The following is a 16,999-nucleotide window of genomic DNA, read 5'->3' as shown; positions in this document are numbered from 1 at the left end:
AAAAAAAGTTAAACCTCTTTCGTTTAACTTTTTTCCCCTACTTGAGTCGTTTTATTCTTTGCGTTGGCGATAAAATATTTGTGATCCTAATACCAAAGTTCTCATTGATTACTACGACTTCACCAGTTGCAATCGGTTTACCATTAAGTAATATTTCAAGCGGTTCATCAGTTAACCGATCTAATTCGATAACAGACCCTGTGCCAAAAGATAAAATATCACGCACTTTTTTCTCGCTTCTACCCAAAACAACGCTTAAATTCAATGGAACATCTAATAATAAATCTAGATTATCACCTTCAGCCTTGCGCTCATCATTCAATGCCTGAAATTCAGGCTTGCTTACTTCAACTGGTTTTTCAACAGTTGACTTTTCTTGTTCTTCCTGTTGTGGAGCCTCTGTTGTTGGCTCTGCAGTACTTGTTTCAACAGTAGTTTTGGACTCAACTTTCTCATCATCCCTAACAGTTGTTGCTTTATCAGAAAGCATTGCCTTTGCGATATCTTCCACCATATCCGCAGTAAAGATCTGCATGATTTCACTTTCAATTAACCCTTCAACTGATAATGAAAATGAAATACGGTACACATCAGCATCTTTATCAAGATTATCATAATGAACAGCTTCAGGATTTTCCCATAATTTAACATTTGGAGGCAAAATATCCACTTTACGGTTTATCATCGTTGCCATAGATGTCGATGCGGAACCGATCATTTGATTCATTGCCTCTGCTACTGCACTTAATTCCAAATCAGTAAACTGTTTATTTTCAGGTTTACCATCTCCTCCCATCATCAAATCTGCAATTACAATCGCATCTTTAACTTCAAGAAGCAATAGATTGGAACCTACTAATCCTTCCTTAAAACCCACAACTGTTGAAACTTTAGGTGTATCTATAGCACCTAAAATATCACCGAACTTTGTTGCTTCAACCCTTGGAGTAGTAATACTCACACGTTTATTTAAAATTGATGACAAAGTTGTTGCCGCCTGGGACATTGATATATTGCCCACTTCTCCAATAATATCTTGTTTTGTTTTTTCATCAATGTCATCTTTTGCTTCAGCAGTATCATTTGTAACTGCCCCAGCCATCATTGCATCAATTTCTTCCTGTGATAGACTGTCACTCATTGAGTTTCCCCCTCCGACTTATCGATTAACTCTACAGCAATCTGATTATTTTTCTTACCTAATTTGACACTATAATACGGACTGCCTTCAACATACGAATCAAGCGGCTCGTTAATCTTACTATCTAACTTCAAAATATCACCTGGCTCTAAGTGCAAAAAATTTGATAATTCCAACTCTGACTCCCCTAAAACTACTTGCAAATCAAGAGCGATGTTATTCAAGCTTTCTTTTAATTTACGTTCATCATTTGCGCTATATTCTTGATTTGAATCAAACCAATTATGAAAGCTTAATTTATCTGTAAGTCCCTCAAAAAAAACGTAAGGAACACAAATATTAATAAAACTATCAACCTCACCAATTCTAACGGTAAATGTTATCATAACAACCGGCTCATTTGGTGACATATTTTGAAGCAACTGTGGGTTACTATCCAGCTCATCAAATTCAGTCTGTAATTCAATAATATCATTCCAGACATTCTCATAAATCTTCGTCATCTCAATAACAATTTCTTTTAGAAGTGTCAATTCAATATCTGTAAAAGAATCTCTTCCTTTTACAGACAAGTTATCTTGCTTACCAACACCTACTCCTCCACAAAGCAGTTCCACGATTACCGTGCAGAGTTGCGGATTTATCTCTAGAATCTGAATTCCCTTCAGTGGGTCAGAATGGAAAAGCCCCAATAAAGTAAAACGTGGAACTGAATGAATAAATTCATCATAACTGACTTGCTCAATGGATGCCAGATTAAAATTAATATTTGACCGCAAGAGCGTTGAAAGAACATTGCTGCTAACCTTAGAAAAGTCTTCGAAAATCATATGTAACGTATTGACATACTCTTTGGACAGCTTTGTTGGCCTTCTGAAATCATAGCTCTTTACCTTGAGTTCTTCTTCTTTTTCAATTTCTTCTTCTACGATTTCACCGTTGTCCATTGCGTTCAACAGAGAATCAATTTCTTGTTGTGTCAATACTTGGTCCACTTTGATCCCTCACTTATCAAAAAATCAGTTGATTTATCTCTATAACACTTGCTACATTTTTCTCAACAGTTGTTGCACCAATATAATATTTCTTATCCGAGGTACTTTCAAGTTGAATTTGATCTTTTTCTATATCAATTACCTTCAATACTTCGTCTATCAATAATCCCTTACGGTTATCTTCATTCTTCATTATCAATATATTCATCTTTTTCTTGATTGGTGGCAGATCAATCAACTCCGCCAGACCTATTACCGTCAAGACGCTACCTCTCAAGTTTATCAAACCTTGTACCCACTTAGGTGCTAAAGGTATCCCTGTTATCTCAACAGTATCTATTACTTCTTCAACGGATTCAGCTGAAACCATAAAATTTTGCTGGTTCATTTTAAAGAGAATCATTTGCACAGTCAAACATCTCCTAACGTTTAAGATAGTGCCTTGTCTAGAGCCTTGATAACCCTATCCGTATCAAAAGGCTTAACAATAAAATCAACTGCTCCCGCTCGAATTGCTTCCATAACCATCCCTTGTTGTCCCATCGCACTGCACATTACGACTTTTGCATTGTCATCAGAATTCCTAATTAACTTCAAAGCCTCAATTCCATCCACTTCAGGCATAGTAATATCCATTGTAACTAAATCTGGTTTTACAGCTTGATACTTATCAAAAGCATCTTGTCCATTTTCGGCTTCTTCTGCAACTTCATACCCATTTTTTTCTAAAATATCCCTTAATTTCATTCTCATAAAAACCGCATCATCAACGATTAGAACTCTTTTTGCCATTTTATTGCTCCTTTCAAACTTGTAAAGACTCTACCATTTTATCCAAAACACCTTGTTCTGGGATTAAAAACAACGATGAATCAATTTTTTCATCTGCGTATATAAATTCATTTCTCATGATCATTATTTGATCATCATAGTGCTCCAATGCTAAGTAAGAACTGCTAATAATAGCACCAAAGTAATCTTCTTGCGTTCGTGGTACTGATGTTTGTATCTCTGCGCTCAGCAATCCCTCAATTGCATTCAGAAATGAATTAGTTATTATGTTAGTTAGCTCGTTAATCGCCGATACTTCCAGCTCATCAGAAGCTGAAACACCACCTAGTAACAACTTAACCAGTTTTTTGATTGATTTATCTGGTATCACTAGAAGAAAAACCCCACTATAATCACCACTAAAATTACTAATAGTAGCATGGACCTCTTCATCTTCGGCATATACTTCTTTGTATAATTCGTGATAACTTAGAAAACTAATTTCAGGAACATGCATATTGATTTTTTGGTTAACAAGCTTTGAAATACTTGTTGCCGCATTGCCACCGCCAATATTTATGATTTCTTTTATCGCGTCTAATTCAATATCTGTATATTCCATTAATTTTCAACCAGCTTACCTTGACAAATGGCATTAACATCTAGGATAAGTGCAATTGAGCCATTTCCAAAAATTGTTGCACCTTGAAACTTATTAAGTTTTTGGATAATGGTATCGATTTTTTTAATTACGATTTCTTGTTGACCAATTAATTCATTGACCAATACTGCAAAATATTGTTTGTCACTCTTAACAACGATTGCAAACTGCTTGGTATTCTCCTCATTCGTTAAGCCTAAAACTTTATCTACCCTAATAACTGGAATCAGACCCTCTTGATATTCCACTACTTCTCTGTCCATGCTGGTAATTATTTCTTTCTCCTGAATTACAACAACACGCTCAACAACATCCAATGGAATAGCAAAACTTTCATTAGCAACTCTTACCATCAATGCTTGAATAATTGATAGTGTTAAAGGTAACTTAATTACAAATTTAGTCCCTACATGCAGTTCTGTCTTCATTTCCAATGATCCCCCTAGATCATTGATTTTGGCCATTACCGCATCTAACCCCACACCACGTCCAGAAATATTGGTGATCTTTTTAGCAGTTGAAAATCCTGGATGAAAAATCAAATTAATCAATTCATCATCTGTCATCCCTGTTGTATCAATCCCCTTGCTCTCAGCACTTTCCTTCATGACCTGAGGATCAATTCCCATGCCATCATCTTCAAGTGTAATATTGACCTGATTTCCTTCTTGATATGCAGATAGCTTAATTGTTCCCTTTTCTGGTTTCCCAAACTTCTTACGATTTTCTGCACTCTCAATTCCATGATCTGCAGAATTACGCAATAAGTGGATCAAAGGTTCACTCAACTCCGAAACCACAGTCTTATCCAACTCGGTCTCTTCACCCTCGACGATCAGTTCCATATCTTTATCAAGTTCTTTAGCCAAGTCTCTAACCATACGTGGAAAACGGCTGAAAACAACACTCACTTGCTGCATTCTGATCTTCAAGACCAAATCTTGTAGCTCAGAAGTCAGGCGTGAAACTTGTTCTAATGAATCCTTGACCTCCATTGCATCACTTCTTTTGTTCGCGTCATCCAATTGATTACGATAAACAACCAACTCCGAAACCAAATTCAAGAATAAATCCAAGCGTGTTAAATCAACCCTGATTGATTGATTTCTAGCTGCACTAGGATGTTTGCTTGGTGTACTGCTTTTCTTTTCCTTTTTATCAGAAGACTTGGGCTTTTTAGGAGTACTCTCAGTTGGTTTAGCAGATACAGATTCTGCTAAAGGTTTATGTTCATTACTATTTGCAGACTTGGCACTGTCGAATTCTTCTACGATAAAGGTATCAATTTCACTATTAATATCAATATTCGCCTCGACTTGTTCCTTTGTATTCTTTGTCAAATAAATCAGCTTAAAATCAGTATTAAATTCACCATTTTCAAGTAGATCAGCAGTAGGTTCTGTATAAATAACATCTCCTTCTTGCTCTAAATGTTCAATGATCAAGAATGCTCTTGGACCCTTGAGCATTGATTCTCTATCTATTCGAATTGCTACTACAAATGCATTATATCCTTGTGCCTTTGCCTTCTTCACAACATCAATATCTGCATCTTCGTTGCTCTCTAATATCGTAGTCAGTTTTCCAGTCTTGTCGCTTGTATTTTGAACTTTTTCAGTTGCTGTACCATTAACACTTTCTTCGACATTAATTAATTTCTTCAGTAATTCGCTAATTTGATCTTCCGACAGTTCCTGGTCATTACGTAAATCCTCTACTAGTTCTGACAACTTATCCAAGCATTCAAATATCAATGATATGTATTCGCTTGTAACCTTCAATTTGCCAGACTTAAAAAAGTCAAAGAGATTTTCCATTTTATGCGTAAGCTTAGTCATCACATTATAGCCCATCGTTGCAGACATTCCTTTTAATGTATGCGCCGCTCTAAAAATTTCATTGATTAAATCTATATTTTCAGGTTCACTTTCCAATTCCAGAACATCATCGTTTAACTTTTGAAGATTATCATCACTTTCTTCAAAAAATAGGTTACGATACACACTATTGTCGTCCATTAATCAAATCTCCTTCCACATTAGATTTTTCTATATATAAAAGTATCAACTTTTTCGAGATTGAACTTACTAGGTTCATTAATTGTTTCAGTTGCACCCGTAAACAGTAGACCACCTCTGCTAAGAGATTCGCTAAATTTCCGATAAACATTATCACGCGCCTCTAACTTAAAATAAATGGTGACATTGCGACAAACTATTACTTGAACATTCTTAGGATATTGTGTGCCCAATAAATCCTGTTTTTCAAAAGAAACGTATTTCTTGATTTCATTTTTTATAACGTATTTGTCGGGTTCTATTTCACTAAAATACTTCGTCAAGTCAGTAGAAGCCACATTAGTTAACTCCGCTTTCGTATACTCGCCTTGTCTAGCCTTTGTGAGGACATTATTATCTATATCAGTCGCAAGAATACTAGTATTTCTTACCTTATTCTTATTCAAAATCATTGCTAGTGAATAAGGCTCTGCACCTGTTGAACAAGCTGCACTCCAAATTTTTATATGATCAAATTTGAGAACCACCTTTTCCATAAAACAACTTTCAAATATATCAAAGATTTCTTTATTTCTAAAAAAATCTGTAACGTTTATTGTTATATGTTTTACAAATGCGTTATATGCATCGCGATTTTTTTCAAGAATGCGCGCATATTCCTCAACTGTTTTTGCACCCGTGGAATTCATGATATTTGTTATCCTGCGTTGCATTTGTTTTTCTTTATAGTTATTTAAATCAATTCCTACATTTTTTAATACCCATTTGTTGAAGAAAATAAAATTCTGTTCCATTCTCTCACCCAATCATCTGTTGCAATCTCTGACACACTTCATCTAAGCTTAAAATTTCATCAACGACTCCTGCTTCAATTGCACTACGCGGCATCCCGAAAATAACACTACTTGCTTCATCTTGCGAAACTGTATAACCACCAAAGTCTTTTATTCTGCTCATACCAATAGTTCCATCTTTCCCCATACCGGTTAAGATAATTCCCGCAAGCCTATTTTTGTAAACATCTGCCGCCGAAATAAATAAATTATCAACTGCTGGTCTCGTTCCGTTTTGTTTAGGTCCTTGGTTTAAGGATATTTTGCCATTTCTAACTACCATATGAAAATTTCCTGGAGCAACATATATTTTAGACTCGATTTTCATCCCATCTTTTGCTTCAATAACTTCACTTTTACTTTCCTGATTCAATCTCTCAGCAAATGATGTTGTAAACCCCTTAGGCATATGCTGAACTATTAATATTGGTACCCTTGTAGGTGTATTTAGTGAACCAATTATTTTAAGCAATGTCTTGGGTCCGCCTGTTGATGCACCAATAACTATGGCTTTGAGAGTACTAAAGTCCTTTTCAGCCTTCTTTGCACTTACAAAAAGATTCGCTTTATTGCCTGAATTACTTCTTACTTCACCATCAATTCCTCTGACTTTTGTTACAAATTCCTCTACCCATTCATTTTCCAAATTCATTAATTTTTTGGGTTTTTCAACAAAATCAGTGGCTCCTGTTGCTAAAGCCTCGATTGTATTCTCTTTTTTGCTTAATGCACTCAGAATAATTACTGGAACATCGTTTGTACGTCGAATGATTTTAAGTGCTTCTAATCCATTCATTACTGGCATCTCTATATCCATTAGCACTAAATCGTAATTATTTTGGTCAATTAATTCGACCGCTTGTTTACCATCTCGTGCGGTGTCTGCCACGTGCAAGTCAGCTTGCCTTTCAACAATATCCGTAATTACCTTTCGCATGAATGCTGAATCATCAACAACTAGAATATTCATAAAATCCGTCTTTCTATATATATACGATTTCGTGGTTAACAATTCGTACCATCGTCTTAAAATCTTTCAAGTCAACTACCATTGTTCTCCCACTATTTCCTCCAACATGTTCTGAAATAATTGGTATCTTCAAACTAGCTAAAGAATTTCTAACAGCCAGTACATTACGTTGACCAATACTCAATCCAGTTCCATTGTTGAAGTTAAACATATTTGCACCACCAACGATTTTGGCAACCAAATCTGCATTAGGTGATTTCTTTTTGATTTTGGCAACCATCTCTGGAATTGCTAGATTTGCAAACTTAGAATTATTCAGTGCACCTTTATTTTCAAATGGCACACTATCTGGAAGCATTATATGACTCAATCCTCCAATTCTTGTCTTTTTATCATAGACAATCGTTCCAACACATGAGCCCAAACCAACTGTTATCAGTTTGTAATTTTCCATTCCCAACTTATACTCTGCAATTCCAACTTTTATTTCATTCTCTGGCACTGTCATTAAAGGTACCTTCTGGTGCAGTCTCTTCAAGTGCATCTATTATTTGCTCTTCTTGCCTGTTATCAAAGAGATACGTTAGATCAATTGAAATTACAATATCATCCTTGAGTTTCAAGAACTTATCCACATAGCCTCTTTTTAGATTTGCTCTTTCAATTTCAGCTTCATACTCTGTCTCAGTCAATTCTGTAATTCCCACTATCTCTTCAATCAATAATCCTAGTGAATTGTCTTGCCAATTACATAGAATTACCTTCGAACTAGGACTATCTTCAATTTTCTCACCAAAGAGCTTATCTCTAAAATCAATAATAGGTGCCATCGTATTGTTATATTCCAGCGCTCCCAGAACGTATTCGGGCACCTCTGGAAGCACTATAAATTTCGGAGATTCCACTACTCTTTTCACTATGCTTACTGGCAATGCAAACATTTGCTCATGACTTTTAAATACAATATACTGATCTACCATCTAAAGCCATCTCCCTTAAATTAACCTTTTTAAAGTTTAAAACTACCAACTTGGAACTTCAGAACTTCTGCAATATCTTCAATTTCTTTGACATTCTTTTCAAATTCTCTAACATTCAACTGAAGCTCCTCAACGTTTGCAGTTACTTCTTGCGTTCCAGCTGACGTATCAGAGATAGCTGAAGAAATATTTTCCACAGAGTGCCCAACCATATTTTTTTCTTCCACTACTGCCGATACATTTTTCTCGATTTTCTGAATACTATCAACAAATTTCTTAACTATGACTGAAATTTGCTCGGTTGAGCTAATTGCCTGTCCAATATAATTTGTTTGTTGTTCACCACTCTCATATGAGGTATTCAAAGAGGAGGCCATATGTTCCGATTTATTTCTTATCAGGGTTATTATTTCTCTAATATTCTTAGTTGACTCACTGCTTTGTTCTGCAAGGCTCCTAACTTCTTCTGCAACGATTGCAAATCCTCGACCTGCTTCTCCTGCTCTTGCCGCTTCAATTGAAGCATTGAGTGCTAGAAGATTTGTCTGTTCAGAAATATCTGTAATTAATGCGACAATGTTACCGATACTCTGAATGTCTTTATTCATTTCATCCATTTCTGTAACTAATTGTGCCTGGGCCTTTCGTTCTTCTTCCCAGTTACTTGACACTTGAATCATCATGGTTGAATTACTTTCATTCGTCTCCTTTGATTCTTCAACATATCCGTCCATTAATTCAATTTCACTATATATTTTCTCTATCTTTTGAGAAAGCTCCTGCATATCATTTGAGGTTTGTTCAGCCTCTGCCGCCTGTGATTCCGAAGCTTCTGCAATATTTCCCATCGTTGCTTTGACACCATCAACAGAACTATTTGCGTCTTGGAGGACCTTAACAAGATTCCCAGCCATCCCGCTCATTTTCGTGCTTTCACTCTTCATTCCAATGATTACGGCCATAAAAACATTTGCAAGACTGTGTACATCATCTTTTATTTTGGAGATCAATGGTTCATCATTCTTTGATGGCGCCAGGCCATCCAGACTGGATAAATCTCCTGAAACTACTTGGCTGATCTTCTGATGCACATATTCAAGCTCTTTCTTGTAAGGACTTGCTGCGGTATAGTTCAGGACAATACACAGGATCAGGTGCACCACCAAAATAACCACTGCAAAAATAAAAAACTTAGCTCTTATTGTGGTATCGCTACTCCCGCTGACCAGTGCTACATAAGCAACAATTAACACAAGCAAAGTAAAAAGAATCGGTTTCAATGCACCTATTCTTAGCTTTGCAGTTCTCTTAGGGACTTTCTTTAAATTTTTTTTGGACATCACTACTTAATACCCCTTTCGATATGAACAACATATATTTAGATTCGAGTAAGATTGGTTAAAAACTCACGCAACTCTATGCTTCTCATATCGGAAATTTATCAAAATTATTAAGACTTCATCACCAGATGTATACGTCTTTATTATCAGGATACCTAGTGTATCCCCCATCTTGTTCGTCCCTAATCAACACTCCGTGTCTTAATTCAAGTACTCGTTCACGAACTGTGTTTACCATAGTACTATCATGCGTAGCCATTATCACTGTCGTTCCCATGCTATTAATCTTAAAAAAGAGCTTCATTATCTCTAATGCAGCTTTTGAATCCAAGTTTGCAGTCGGTTCATCAGCTATAACAATCGATGGATGATTGACAATTGCTCTAGCAATCGCGACCCTTTTTTGCTGTCCGATTGATAATTCATTGACTTTTCTACCACTCTTATTCAGTATGCCAGCAACATCCAGCGCATCCTTTGTTCTCACAGTTACCTCACTGTCATTAGCACCACTAACAGCTTCGACACACACAGCAACATTTTCAAAGACCGAACGCTGAGATAAGAACAGATCTTTTTGCATTACAACTCCCAGCTGCCTTCTTAAAAGATAGAGCTGCTTGTGGTTAATTCGGTCAACAAAAGTATTCCCCATCTTGATACTTCCAGAAGTCTGTTCTTCTTCACGATATAAAAGTTTCAGCAAAGTTGATTTTCCCGCTCCACTGGCACCAATTACATAGACAAATTCACCCTGTTCAATTGAAAAGTTGATATTTTTTAAAGCTTGAATGTTACCCTTATATATCTTTGAAACCTTTCTCACATCTATCAATTGATGTCTCACCTCTTGAAATATTAATCGGCTAAGCGGTCAATCACTTCAAACATATCGTCAGTTGACTGAAGTGCTTTGGCATTCATCTGGTATGCCCTTTGCGTCGCAATCATGTCTGTCATGGAGTCTGCCAAATCAACAGTTGAATCTTCCAAATACCCTTGCTTTATATTTGGATTTGTCATTACCTGTAACTGATTACCATTCGCAACGGTATAGTTATTATTTCCGACACTTACTAAGTCTTCATTGTTTTGCGGCAAATACATTCTTATTTTTCCCACTGCAGTGCTGTTTCCATTATTCACAATACTTATGCTGCCATCACTAGCGACACTTAATTCACCGCTTGGCCAATTTGTTTCGGGTATAGTTGCATCAATTGCTACTTTATTTCCACTTGCATCCACCAACTGTCCAGTACTATCTCGCTTAAAACTACCATCACGTGTCAACAATAGTTGGCCATCTTGCCCATATACTCCAAAGAAGCCCTGTCCTTGTATTGCAAGATCAGTTGTAATCCCAGTTTGCTGCAAACTTCCTTGTGTAAAGGTAACCGATTCTCCATTAACACCCACTCCTGCATTTAAGCCTAGAGTTGTTCCAGAGGTTAGGTTTACTTCTTCAGTTGTTGTTTGATTGTTGACTAATTCTTGAAAAGTCGTATTTCTGCTCTTGTAACCACTTGTATCTGAATTTGCAATATTATTTGCAATGTTGTCCATATTATTTTGTAAACCATTCATTCCAGACTTATTAATCGACAAAATACCTGAAATATTCATCTACATCACCCTACACCTTCCCTAAACTATTGACCGCTTTATCTAACGTTTCATTCGTTGAACTCAAAACCTTTTGATTAGCTTCAAACTCTCTTCCTGTCTGCATCAACGTTACCATTTCGTCTGACATTGAAACATTTGATTGTTCCAAGTATCCTTGCATCACATTAGGATTCGCATCAATTTGCACATTTTGATTGGTAGTGTAATAGCCGTTTCCTGCGTCAGTTAGCTGTTGCTCATCAGCGATGTTCACTATTCTAAAATCTGGATTATCACTTGCGCTAACCGCTTGCCCATTTGCTCCAACAACTTGATATCCTTCTTGTGTTACATATTGATTTTGGTCATTAAGCTTAAAATTCCCGTTTCTTGTATAAGCAAGCGTGCCATCATTCATTCTAATCGTAAAATATCCATCACTATTAACCGCAAAATCAGTTGCTCTTCCAGTCTCATTCATCGTTCCTTTGCTGCTATCAATATAAGAACCGTCAATGGCATTTCCAAATGTGAATCCGCCAATATTTTGTTCCTCAGAAACAGTTGATCCTCCTTGATGATTCACAAATTGAACTTCTTTTAAGGTTGATTGAAATAGCTGTTTTGCTTGATATCCTGTTGTATTAACATTAGCGATGTTCCCGCTAGTATTTTCTTGTCTTTTGAGTAAAACATCTAGACTTTGCTCTATCGTATCCAACCCTCGTATCATGACAATTCATCCTCCATCAATATTTTTAGCTTTGCAATTACTTTTCCATGAATCTGTGAGACCCTTGCTATTGAGATATCTAAGATAGCAGCAATTTCTTTCAAAGTGGCTTCTTCCTTATAGTACAGACTCAAAATTAACTGTTCACGTTCATTTAGTTTCTGTATACATCTTGTAAGTGCAGCCTTACGTTCTTCTCCAATTAATTTCTGTTCAGCGTTAGTTCCATCGTTGTCAGGAATAACATCTCCTAGTGAAACCCCACCTGCTCCTTCTGTGGGAAAGATAGTGCCTTCGAGGGAAATACTAGCCAAATAATGAATGTTTTCATATATCTCATTCAGTTGTGTAATAGATATTCCCATATTTTTGCAGATTTCACTATCAGTGACTTCTCTTTTATGGTCTTGTTCAAGAAGCTGTTTTGCCTTGTAGAAATCGTTAATCGCAACCATCTTATATCTCGAAATTCTTGAATGCTTCCGAACTTCATCAATGATTGCACCTCTAATTCTGATTGCTGCATAGCTCTCAAAAGGAACTTTCTTCGCTGCATCAAACTTGTGTAAAGCATCAATCAGGCCTATCACACCAATATTATAGTAGTCACTGTATTCATACTCAGTACTTTTAAGCGGAACCCTTTTAGCAACTTTTTCAACCAAAGGAAGATATTTCAAAACTTCATCTTCAGGACTAGTTTCATACATATTATCTCCATACTCCCTTCATCAAAAATTTTTAAACATTGATTGTTCCCACAGTCTCAATTGAAATCTCATTGGGTACTTCGTTTAGAGATAAAATTGGCATGTTAGGAAAGTTAAAAGAAACTAACTTTCTGAAGGCCAGTCTAATCTTAGGTGAAGTTAATACTACAAACTCGATGTTTTTAAGTGTAAGTTCCTGCTGAACTTTATTAATAGCTTCCAGAATTTGATTAACCGAATCTGGTTTCAAAACAGGATATGATCCAGTCGCTGTTTTTTGAATACTCTGTGTAATTAATTCCTCTACCTTTGGATGAATTGTTACCACCTTAATATTCTTTTGCTCGTCAGCATACTTAGCAGCAATTGTTCTCCTTAGTGCTTGTCTTACATACTCAGTTAATACTTCTGTATCCTTTGTAACCGATCCATAATCCGCCAGCGTTTCCAAAATCGTTGTTAAATCATTGATTGGAATTTTCTCTTCCAGCAAGTTTTGTAAGACTTTTTCGACTTCTCCTAGGCGTAAAATATCTGGTATTAGTTCATCTATCACGACATTATTTTGATCTTTTATTCCTTCTAGTAATTTTTGAACCTCTTGTCGACCTAGTAATTCTGGCGCATTTCCTGAAATTATTTCCTTTAAATGCGTGGCAATTACCGTCAGAGGTTCAATGATTGTGAATCCCTGTATTTCAGCAGTTTCCTTATCTTTTTGATCAATCCACATTGCGTCAATATTAAACGCTGGTTCTTTTGTTGGAATACCCTTGAACGGAAACGGTTCATCATCAGGGCTGATAATCATTAATTTGTCTGCATAAATCTGTCCTGTCCCAACTTCATTTCCCCTGATCCTGATTGAATAGTCATTTGATTCAAGATATAAATTATCTCGTATTCTGACGGGATGTACTAAAATCCCAAGTTCTCTGGCAATTTGTTTGCGAATAGCAACTATTCTACTCATTAAACTATTGTCCACTGTACTATCTACTAATGAGATCAAACCATAGCCAATCTCAATGGCAATTGGTTCAACCTGAAAGGAAGAAACCGATTCATCTTCTTCTTGTTCTTTTTTCTTGCGTTTTAATGCTAATTTCTGTTCTTCTTCTTTTTTTCTAATTGCTGTTTTCTGTTCTGTTTGCTTAATGAACATACTTGCAACAAACATGCCTATTCCAATAAACAGGAACGGCAGAAAAGGAAAACCTGGTACTATTGATAGTACAAGTAAAATCACACCGACGATTCTAAATAAAATAGGATATCTTACAACATCAGAAGAAATATCTAATCCGAAAGAACTATTGTTATCTGAACGAGTGACTATAATACCAGATGCAATCGAAATCAATAGTGAAGGAATTGCACTGACTAGTCCATCACCAATTGACAGTTTCCCAAATTGGGCTAATGCGTCAGTGATTGACATGTCGCCTTTCATAGTAAAAATGATGGTCCCTGCTATCAGATTTATCAAAGTTATCATAATGCTAGCTATTGCATCACCCTTAACAAACTTACTGGCCCCATCCATCGAACCATAAAAATCAGCTTCTCTTTGTAAATCTTTTCTACGATTTCTAGCTTTTTCTTCATTTATTAATCCAGAATTTAAATCAGAATCAATTGCCATCTGTTTACCAGGCATTGCATCAAGCGTAAATCTCGCAGAAACCTCTGATACACGACCTGCACCATTTGTTACGACCACCAATTGAACAACCATGATAATTATGAACAAGATAATACCAACTATATAATTGCTGCCCGCTACAACATTTGCAAAAGCAGCAATCACGTTTCCACCATTACCTTCTGTCAGTATTAAACGGGTCGAAGACATATTTAAACCAAGCTTGAACATTGTTGTAATTAATAACAATGTTGGGAAAGTTGTAAATTCTAGGACGCTCCTAGTAAATAACGTAATAAGTAAAATATTGATTGCAACTGCTAAATTAATAACAATAAGGATATCCAATGCTATTGCAGGTAAGGGTATTATTATTAATCCAATAATACTGATTACTAAAAAGGAAACAATTACATCAGCATAATTTAAAGTCCTTTTCTTCTTAAGCCTCTTTTTACTCATTTATCTACTAATCCCCCAAAACTTGATCTAAATCTTATTTTTTTCTTTTTCTTCCAATTGATAAACCAGTGCGATAATTGCTGCAACTGATTCATACATCTCTGCTGGTATAAACTCACCAGGCTCAACCTTAGCGTAGATAGCTCTAGCAACAGGTCTGTTTTCAATCATTGGTATATGCATCTTCTTGGCCTCTGCCTTCATTCGCTGTGCTAATTCATCTGCACCTTTTGCTAAAAGCAGCGGAATTCCCTCTTTTTGAGAGTCATACTTTATTGCAATTGCATAATGTGTCGGATTCGTGACCATAACAGTTGCTTCTTTGACCTTTGATATTGCATTGCGCGACATTGCCTGATATTTGGCTTTTCTTTGTGCCTTTATCTTTGGATCTCCTTCTTGCTGTTTAAATTCATCCTTGATCTCCTGCTTAGTCATTCTCAAGTTCTTACGATGCGTATACCTTTGATATCCATAATCGAAAATTGCTACAACTACCAGAAAAAAAGATATTTTTTCAATTAATGATCTAGTAAAATCCAGAACAAAATAAAGTATTTTTTGGAGTCCTACGTCATTCAAATTAATTATTGTGGGAATTTCTGACATAAATTGTTGGTAGCATAGATAAACAATTACACTTAATTTTGCAAGAGTTTTTACTACATTAATCAGTGATCTAAGTCCTACCATCTGTTTAAAGCCATTCAACGGATTTAGTTTTTTAAAATCAGGTTTTAACGGCTTCCATGTGAACAATAACCCAACCTGCAAAATATTGGTGAGTGAGCCAAGAACCATGCTCATCAGCATAAATGGACTTGCAAGTAGCAGTATCATCAAAACTGATTGTACTGCTACTCTAGGCAAGTCATTCATCTCCACCTTAAAATTCGCAATTTGCTCGATCATCTGTGTTAAGTAGGGCAAAAGATTTTTAAGAATAAATTCCCACAGGGGCAAAATAACAAACGCAAAAGCCAATAAAGAGATTGCGGTATTCAACTCCGGTGTCTTGGGAACTTCTCCCTTTTTCTTTGCATCTTTTAATCTTTTAGGAGTTGGTTTTTCGGTTTTCCCATCTTTATTAGCCATCTTGCTCCCCTACCTTACTGATTTTATAAATTCAAGCATGTTTTCTATTCCTTCAGAAAGATTATTCCCTAAAAAGCTTAACAAACTTGACAAGGCAAGTAAGAATATTATGATGCCAACAATTGTTTTCACAGAAAGGCTCATCATCAAAATATTAATCTGCGGAATTGATCTTGATATGACTCCCAGTAAGATATCAATTACGAGCACTGCTACTACCATTGGTGCTGACAAACTAACCGACATTTCAACCGTCTTCTCAAACAATTGTACGACACCGTCTATCGATGCCCCACCCATATTTTCAGTACCTAGCGGAACTATTTTGAAGGAATTAACAACCCCGTAAATCATGGAATTTTGCAGATCAAGCAGGAAAAAAGCAGAAACCGTCAACCAATAATAAAGTTTGCTGAACTGAGCAGATTGGACATCTGTCATCGTATCGTATGCTTGTGCCATAGAAAAGCCTACTTGAAAATCGATCATCTGTCCTGCCATCATAACTCCGCTGAAAACAAGCTGGCTTAAGTACCCCATCGCTAATCCAAAAAGAACTTCTTTGATAGCAACTTCACCCAAAAGCAACATATTAGTGATTTCTTTGTATCCTGTAATCGCAGGGTACGCCGAAATTACTAAACTACCTCCAACAACGAGCTTGGCTAAATTTGGAAATCCTTTTTGCGAGAACAATGGACAAATTGCAATGAACGACATTACCCTACATAACAGAAGAGCCCCTATTTGAGTCACAATCATTTGGATACCTCACAATTTTGAAATTATCTTGAATACGTTTTTCGTAAATTCAAGAAGTATTGTCATCATGAAGTTGCCCGCAAAAATTAGGGTAATTAAAATAGCAACCAGTTTTGGTACAAAACTCAAGGTTTGCTCTTGAATCTGAGTAGTAGCCTGAAAGATGCTAATTATTAGTCCAACCAGCATTCCAATTCCAACAGCTGGGCCTGAAATTAAAATAATCCTAATAAAAGCATCTCTGATAACCTGTAAAACCACTTCGATTGTCATAA

At 36.2% G+C, this 16,999-nt stretch carries 19 protein-coding genes; all 19 read right to left on the bottom strand.

Annotation, left to right across the window (positions count from 1 at the left end; translation table 11 throughout):
* Nucleotides 1–37 precede the first annotated feature (37 nt).
* A complete protein-coding gene (fliY, locus tag GSM_RS08235; protein ID WP_003686950.1) occupies nt 38–1,141 on the bottom strand; it encodes a flagellar motor switch phosphatase FliY in 1,104 nt (367 codons plus the stop codon).
* Complete coding sequence (gene fliM, locus GSM_RS08230) at nt 1,138–2,136, bottom strand: flagellar motor switch protein FliM (RefSeq protein ID WP_003686947.1); 999 nt, start codon at nt 2,134–2,136, stop codon at nt 1,138–1,140. The genes fliY and fliM overlap by 4 nt, the downstream gene beginning before the upstream one ends.
* A gap of 16 nt (nt 2,137–2,152) precedes the next feature.
* Entirely contained in the window at nt 2,153–2,545 is a 393-nt protein-coding gene (locus GSM_RS08225; RefSeq protein WP_010078075.1) for a chemotaxis protein CheW, read from the bottom strand.
* Between the two features lie 20 nt (nt 2,546–2,565).
* Nucleotides 2,566–2,928: a response regulator gene (locus GSM_RS08220; protein ID WP_003686943.1), complete on the bottom strand. Its 363-nt coding sequence runs from the start codon at nt 2,926–2,928 to the stop codon at nt 2,566–2,568.
* A 13-nt stretch (nt 2,929–2,941) separates the two neighbouring features.
* Nucleotides 2,942–3,529 carry a chemotaxis protein CheC gene (locus GSM_RS08215; protein WP_003686941.1) on the bottom strand — a complete coding sequence of 196 codons (588 nt, stop codon included), beginning with the start codon at nt 3,527–3,529 and terminating at the stop codon, nt 2,942–2,944.
* On the bottom strand, nt 3,529–5,586 hold the full coding sequence (locus GSM_RS08210) for a chemotaxis protein CheA (protein WP_003686939.1): 2,058 nt from the start codon (nt 5,584–5,586) through the stop codon (nt 3,529–3,531). Before GSM_RS08210 ends, GSM_RS08215 begins: the two co-directional genes overlap by 1 nt.
* Nucleotides 5,587–5,606: 20 nt before the next feature.
* The gene (locus GSM_RS08205; protein ID WP_003686937.1) at nt 5,607–6,380 is read right to left on the bottom strand and encodes a CheR family methyltransferase; all 774 of its coding nucleotides are present in this window, start codon (nt 6,378–6,380) and stop codon (nt 5,607–5,609) included.
* A 4-nt stretch (nt 6,381–6,384) separates the two neighbouring features.
* Nucleotides 6,385–7,389 carry a protein-glutamate methylesterase/protein-glutamine glutaminase gene (locus GSM_RS08200; protein WP_003686935.1) on the bottom strand — a complete coding sequence of 335 codons (1,005 nt, stop codon included), beginning with the start codon at nt 7,387–7,389 and terminating at the stop codon, nt 6,385–6,387.
* Between the two features lie 13 nt (nt 7,390–7,402).
* Nucleotides 7,403–7,897: a chemotaxis protein CheD gene (locus GSM_RS08195; protein WP_003686933.1), complete on the bottom strand. Its 495-nt coding sequence runs from the start codon at nt 7,895–7,897 to the stop codon at nt 7,403–7,405.
* Nucleotides 7,878–8,306: a chemotaxis protein CheW gene (locus GSM_RS08190; RefSeq protein WP_390173849.1), complete on the bottom strand. Its 429-nt coding sequence runs from the start codon at nt 8,304–8,306 to the stop codon at nt 7,878–7,880. The genes GSM_RS08195 and GSM_RS08190 overlap by 20 nt, the downstream gene beginning before the upstream one ends.
* Nucleotides 8,307–8,398: 92 nt before the next feature.
* A complete protein-coding gene (locus GSM_RS08185; RefSeq protein WP_003686928.1) occupies nt 8,399–9,709 on the bottom strand; it encodes a methyl-accepting chemotaxis protein in 1,311 nt (436 codons plus the stop codon).
* Between the two features lie 121 nt (nt 9,710–9,830).
* Nucleotides 9,831–10,544, bottom strand: a complete 714-nt coding sequence (locus tag GSM_RS08180; protein ID WP_003686925.1) for a cell division ATP-binding protein FtsE — start codon at nt 10,542–10,544, stop codon at nt 9,831–9,833.
* A 23-nt stretch (nt 10,545–10,567) separates the two neighbouring features.
* The gene (locus tag GSM_RS08175; RefSeq protein WP_003686923.1) at nt 10,568–11,335 is read right to left on the bottom strand and encodes a flagellar hook-basal body protein; all 768 of its coding nucleotides are present in this window, start codon (nt 11,333–11,335) and stop codon (nt 10,568–10,570) included.
* Nucleotides 11,336–11,345: 10 nt separating this feature from the next.
* Nucleotides 11,346–12,050, bottom strand: a complete 705-nt coding sequence (locus tag GSM_RS08170; RefSeq protein WP_003686922.1) for a flagellar hook-basal body protein — start codon at nt 12,048–12,050, stop codon at nt 11,346–11,348.
* The gene (locus GSM_RS08165) at nt 12,047–12,760 is read right to left on the bottom strand and encodes a sigma-70 family RNA polymerase sigma factor (protein WP_003686920.1); all 714 of its coding nucleotides are present in this window, start codon (nt 12,758–12,760) and stop codon (nt 12,047–12,049) included. Before GSM_RS08165 ends, GSM_RS08170 begins: the two co-directional genes overlap by 4 nt.
* Nucleotides 12,761–12,791: 31 nt before the next feature.
* Nucleotides 12,792–14,867 carry a flagellar biosynthesis protein FlhA gene (gene flhA, locus GSM_RS08160; protein WP_003686918.1) on the bottom strand — a complete coding sequence of 692 codons (2,076 nt, stop codon included), beginning with the start codon at nt 14,865–14,867 and terminating at the stop codon, nt 12,792–12,794.
* Between the two features lie 27 nt (nt 14,868–14,894).
* On the bottom strand, nt 14,895–15,962 hold the full coding sequence (flhB, locus tag GSM_RS08155) for a flagellar biosynthesis protein FlhB (protein ID WP_003686916.1): 1,068 nt from the start codon (nt 15,960–15,962) through the stop codon (nt 14,895–14,897).
* Nucleotides 15,963–15,971: 9 nt separating this feature from the next.
* Nucleotides 15,972–16,724: a flagellar biosynthetic protein FliR gene (locus GSM_RS08150; protein WP_003686913.1), complete on the bottom strand. Its 753-nt coding sequence runs from the start codon at nt 16,722–16,724 to the stop codon at nt 15,972–15,974.
* Nucleotides 16,725–16,733: 9 nt separating this feature from the next.
* Entirely contained in the window at nt 16,734–16,997 is a 264-nt protein-coding gene (gene fliQ, locus GSM_RS08145; protein WP_003686911.1) for a flagellar biosynthesis protein FliQ, read from the bottom strand.
* Nucleotides 16,998–16,999: the final 2 nt, after the last annotated feature.

Source organism: Liquorilactobacillus mali KCTC 3596 = DSM 20444 (assembly GCF_000260415.1).
Taxonomy (GTDB): Bacteria; Bacillota; Bacilli; order Lactobacillales; family Lactobacillaceae; genus Liquorilactobacillus; species Liquorilactobacillus mali.
This window is presented reverse-complemented; position numbering and strand designations above follow the sequence as displayed.

What these genes read in the sequence shown, in the direction of transcription:
- GSM_RS08185 (WP_003686928.1), bottom strand. Translation starts at nt 9,709, where the DNA reads ATGTCCAAAAAAAATTTAAAGAAAGTCCCTAAGAGAACTGCAAAGCTA.
- GSM_RS08150 (WP_003686913.1), bottom strand. Translation starts at nt 16,724, where the DNA reads ATGATTGTGACTCAAATAGGGGCTCTTCTGTTATGTAGGGTAATGTCG.
- GSM_RS08170 (WP_003686922.1), bottom strand. Translation starts at nt 12,050, where the DNA reads ATGATACGAGGGTTGGATACGATAGAGCAAAGTCTAGATGTTTTACTC.
- fliY (WP_003686950.1), bottom strand. Translation starts at nt 1,141, where the DNA reads ATGAGTGACAGTCTATCACAGGAAGAAATTGATGCAATGATGGCTGGG.
- fliQ (WP_003686911.1), bottom strand. Translation starts at nt 16,997, where the DNA reads ATGACAATCGAAGTGGTTTTACAGGTTATCAGAGATGCTTTTATTAGG.
- GSM_RS08200 (WP_003686935.1), bottom strand. Translation starts at nt 7,389, where the DNA reads ATGAATATTCTAGTTGTTGATGATTCAGCATTCATGCGAAAGGTAATT.
- GSM_RS08165 (WP_003686920.1), bottom strand. Translation starts at nt 12,760, where the DNA reads ATGTATGAAACTAGTCCTGAAGATGAAGTTTTGAAATATCTTCCTTTG.
- GSM_RS08215 (WP_003686941.1), bottom strand. Translation starts at nt 3,529, where the DNA reads ATGGAATATACAGATATTGAATTAGACGCGATAAAAGAAATCATAAAT.
- GSM_RS08220 (WP_003686943.1), bottom strand. Translation starts at nt 2,928, where the DNA reads ATGGCAAAAAGAGTTCTAATCGTTGATGATGCGGTTTTTATGAGAATG.
- flhA (WP_003686918.1), bottom strand. Translation starts at nt 14,867, where the DNA reads ATGAGTAAAAAGAGGCTTAAGAAGAAAAGGACTTTAAATTATGCTGAT.
- GSM_RS08195 (WP_003686933.1), bottom strand. Translation starts at nt 7,897, where the DNA reads ATGACAGTGCCAGAGAATGAAATAAAAGTTGGAATTGCAGAGTATAAG.
- GSM_RS08175 (WP_003686923.1), bottom strand. Translation starts at nt 11,335, where the DNA reads ATGAATATTTCAGGTATTTTGTCGATTAATAAGTCTGGAATGAATGGT.
- flhB (WP_003686916.1), bottom strand. Translation starts at nt 15,962, where the DNA reads ATGGCTAATAAAGATGGGAAAACCGAAAAACCAACTCCTAAAAGATTA.
- GSM_RS08210 (WP_003686939.1), bottom strand. Translation starts at nt 5,586, where the DNA reads ATGGACGACAATAGTGTGTATCGTAACCTATTTTTTGAAGAAAGTGAT.
- GSM_RS08205 (WP_003686937.1), bottom strand. Translation starts at nt 6,380, where the DNA reads ATGGAACAGAATTTTATTTTCTTCAACAAATGGGTATTAAAAAATGTA.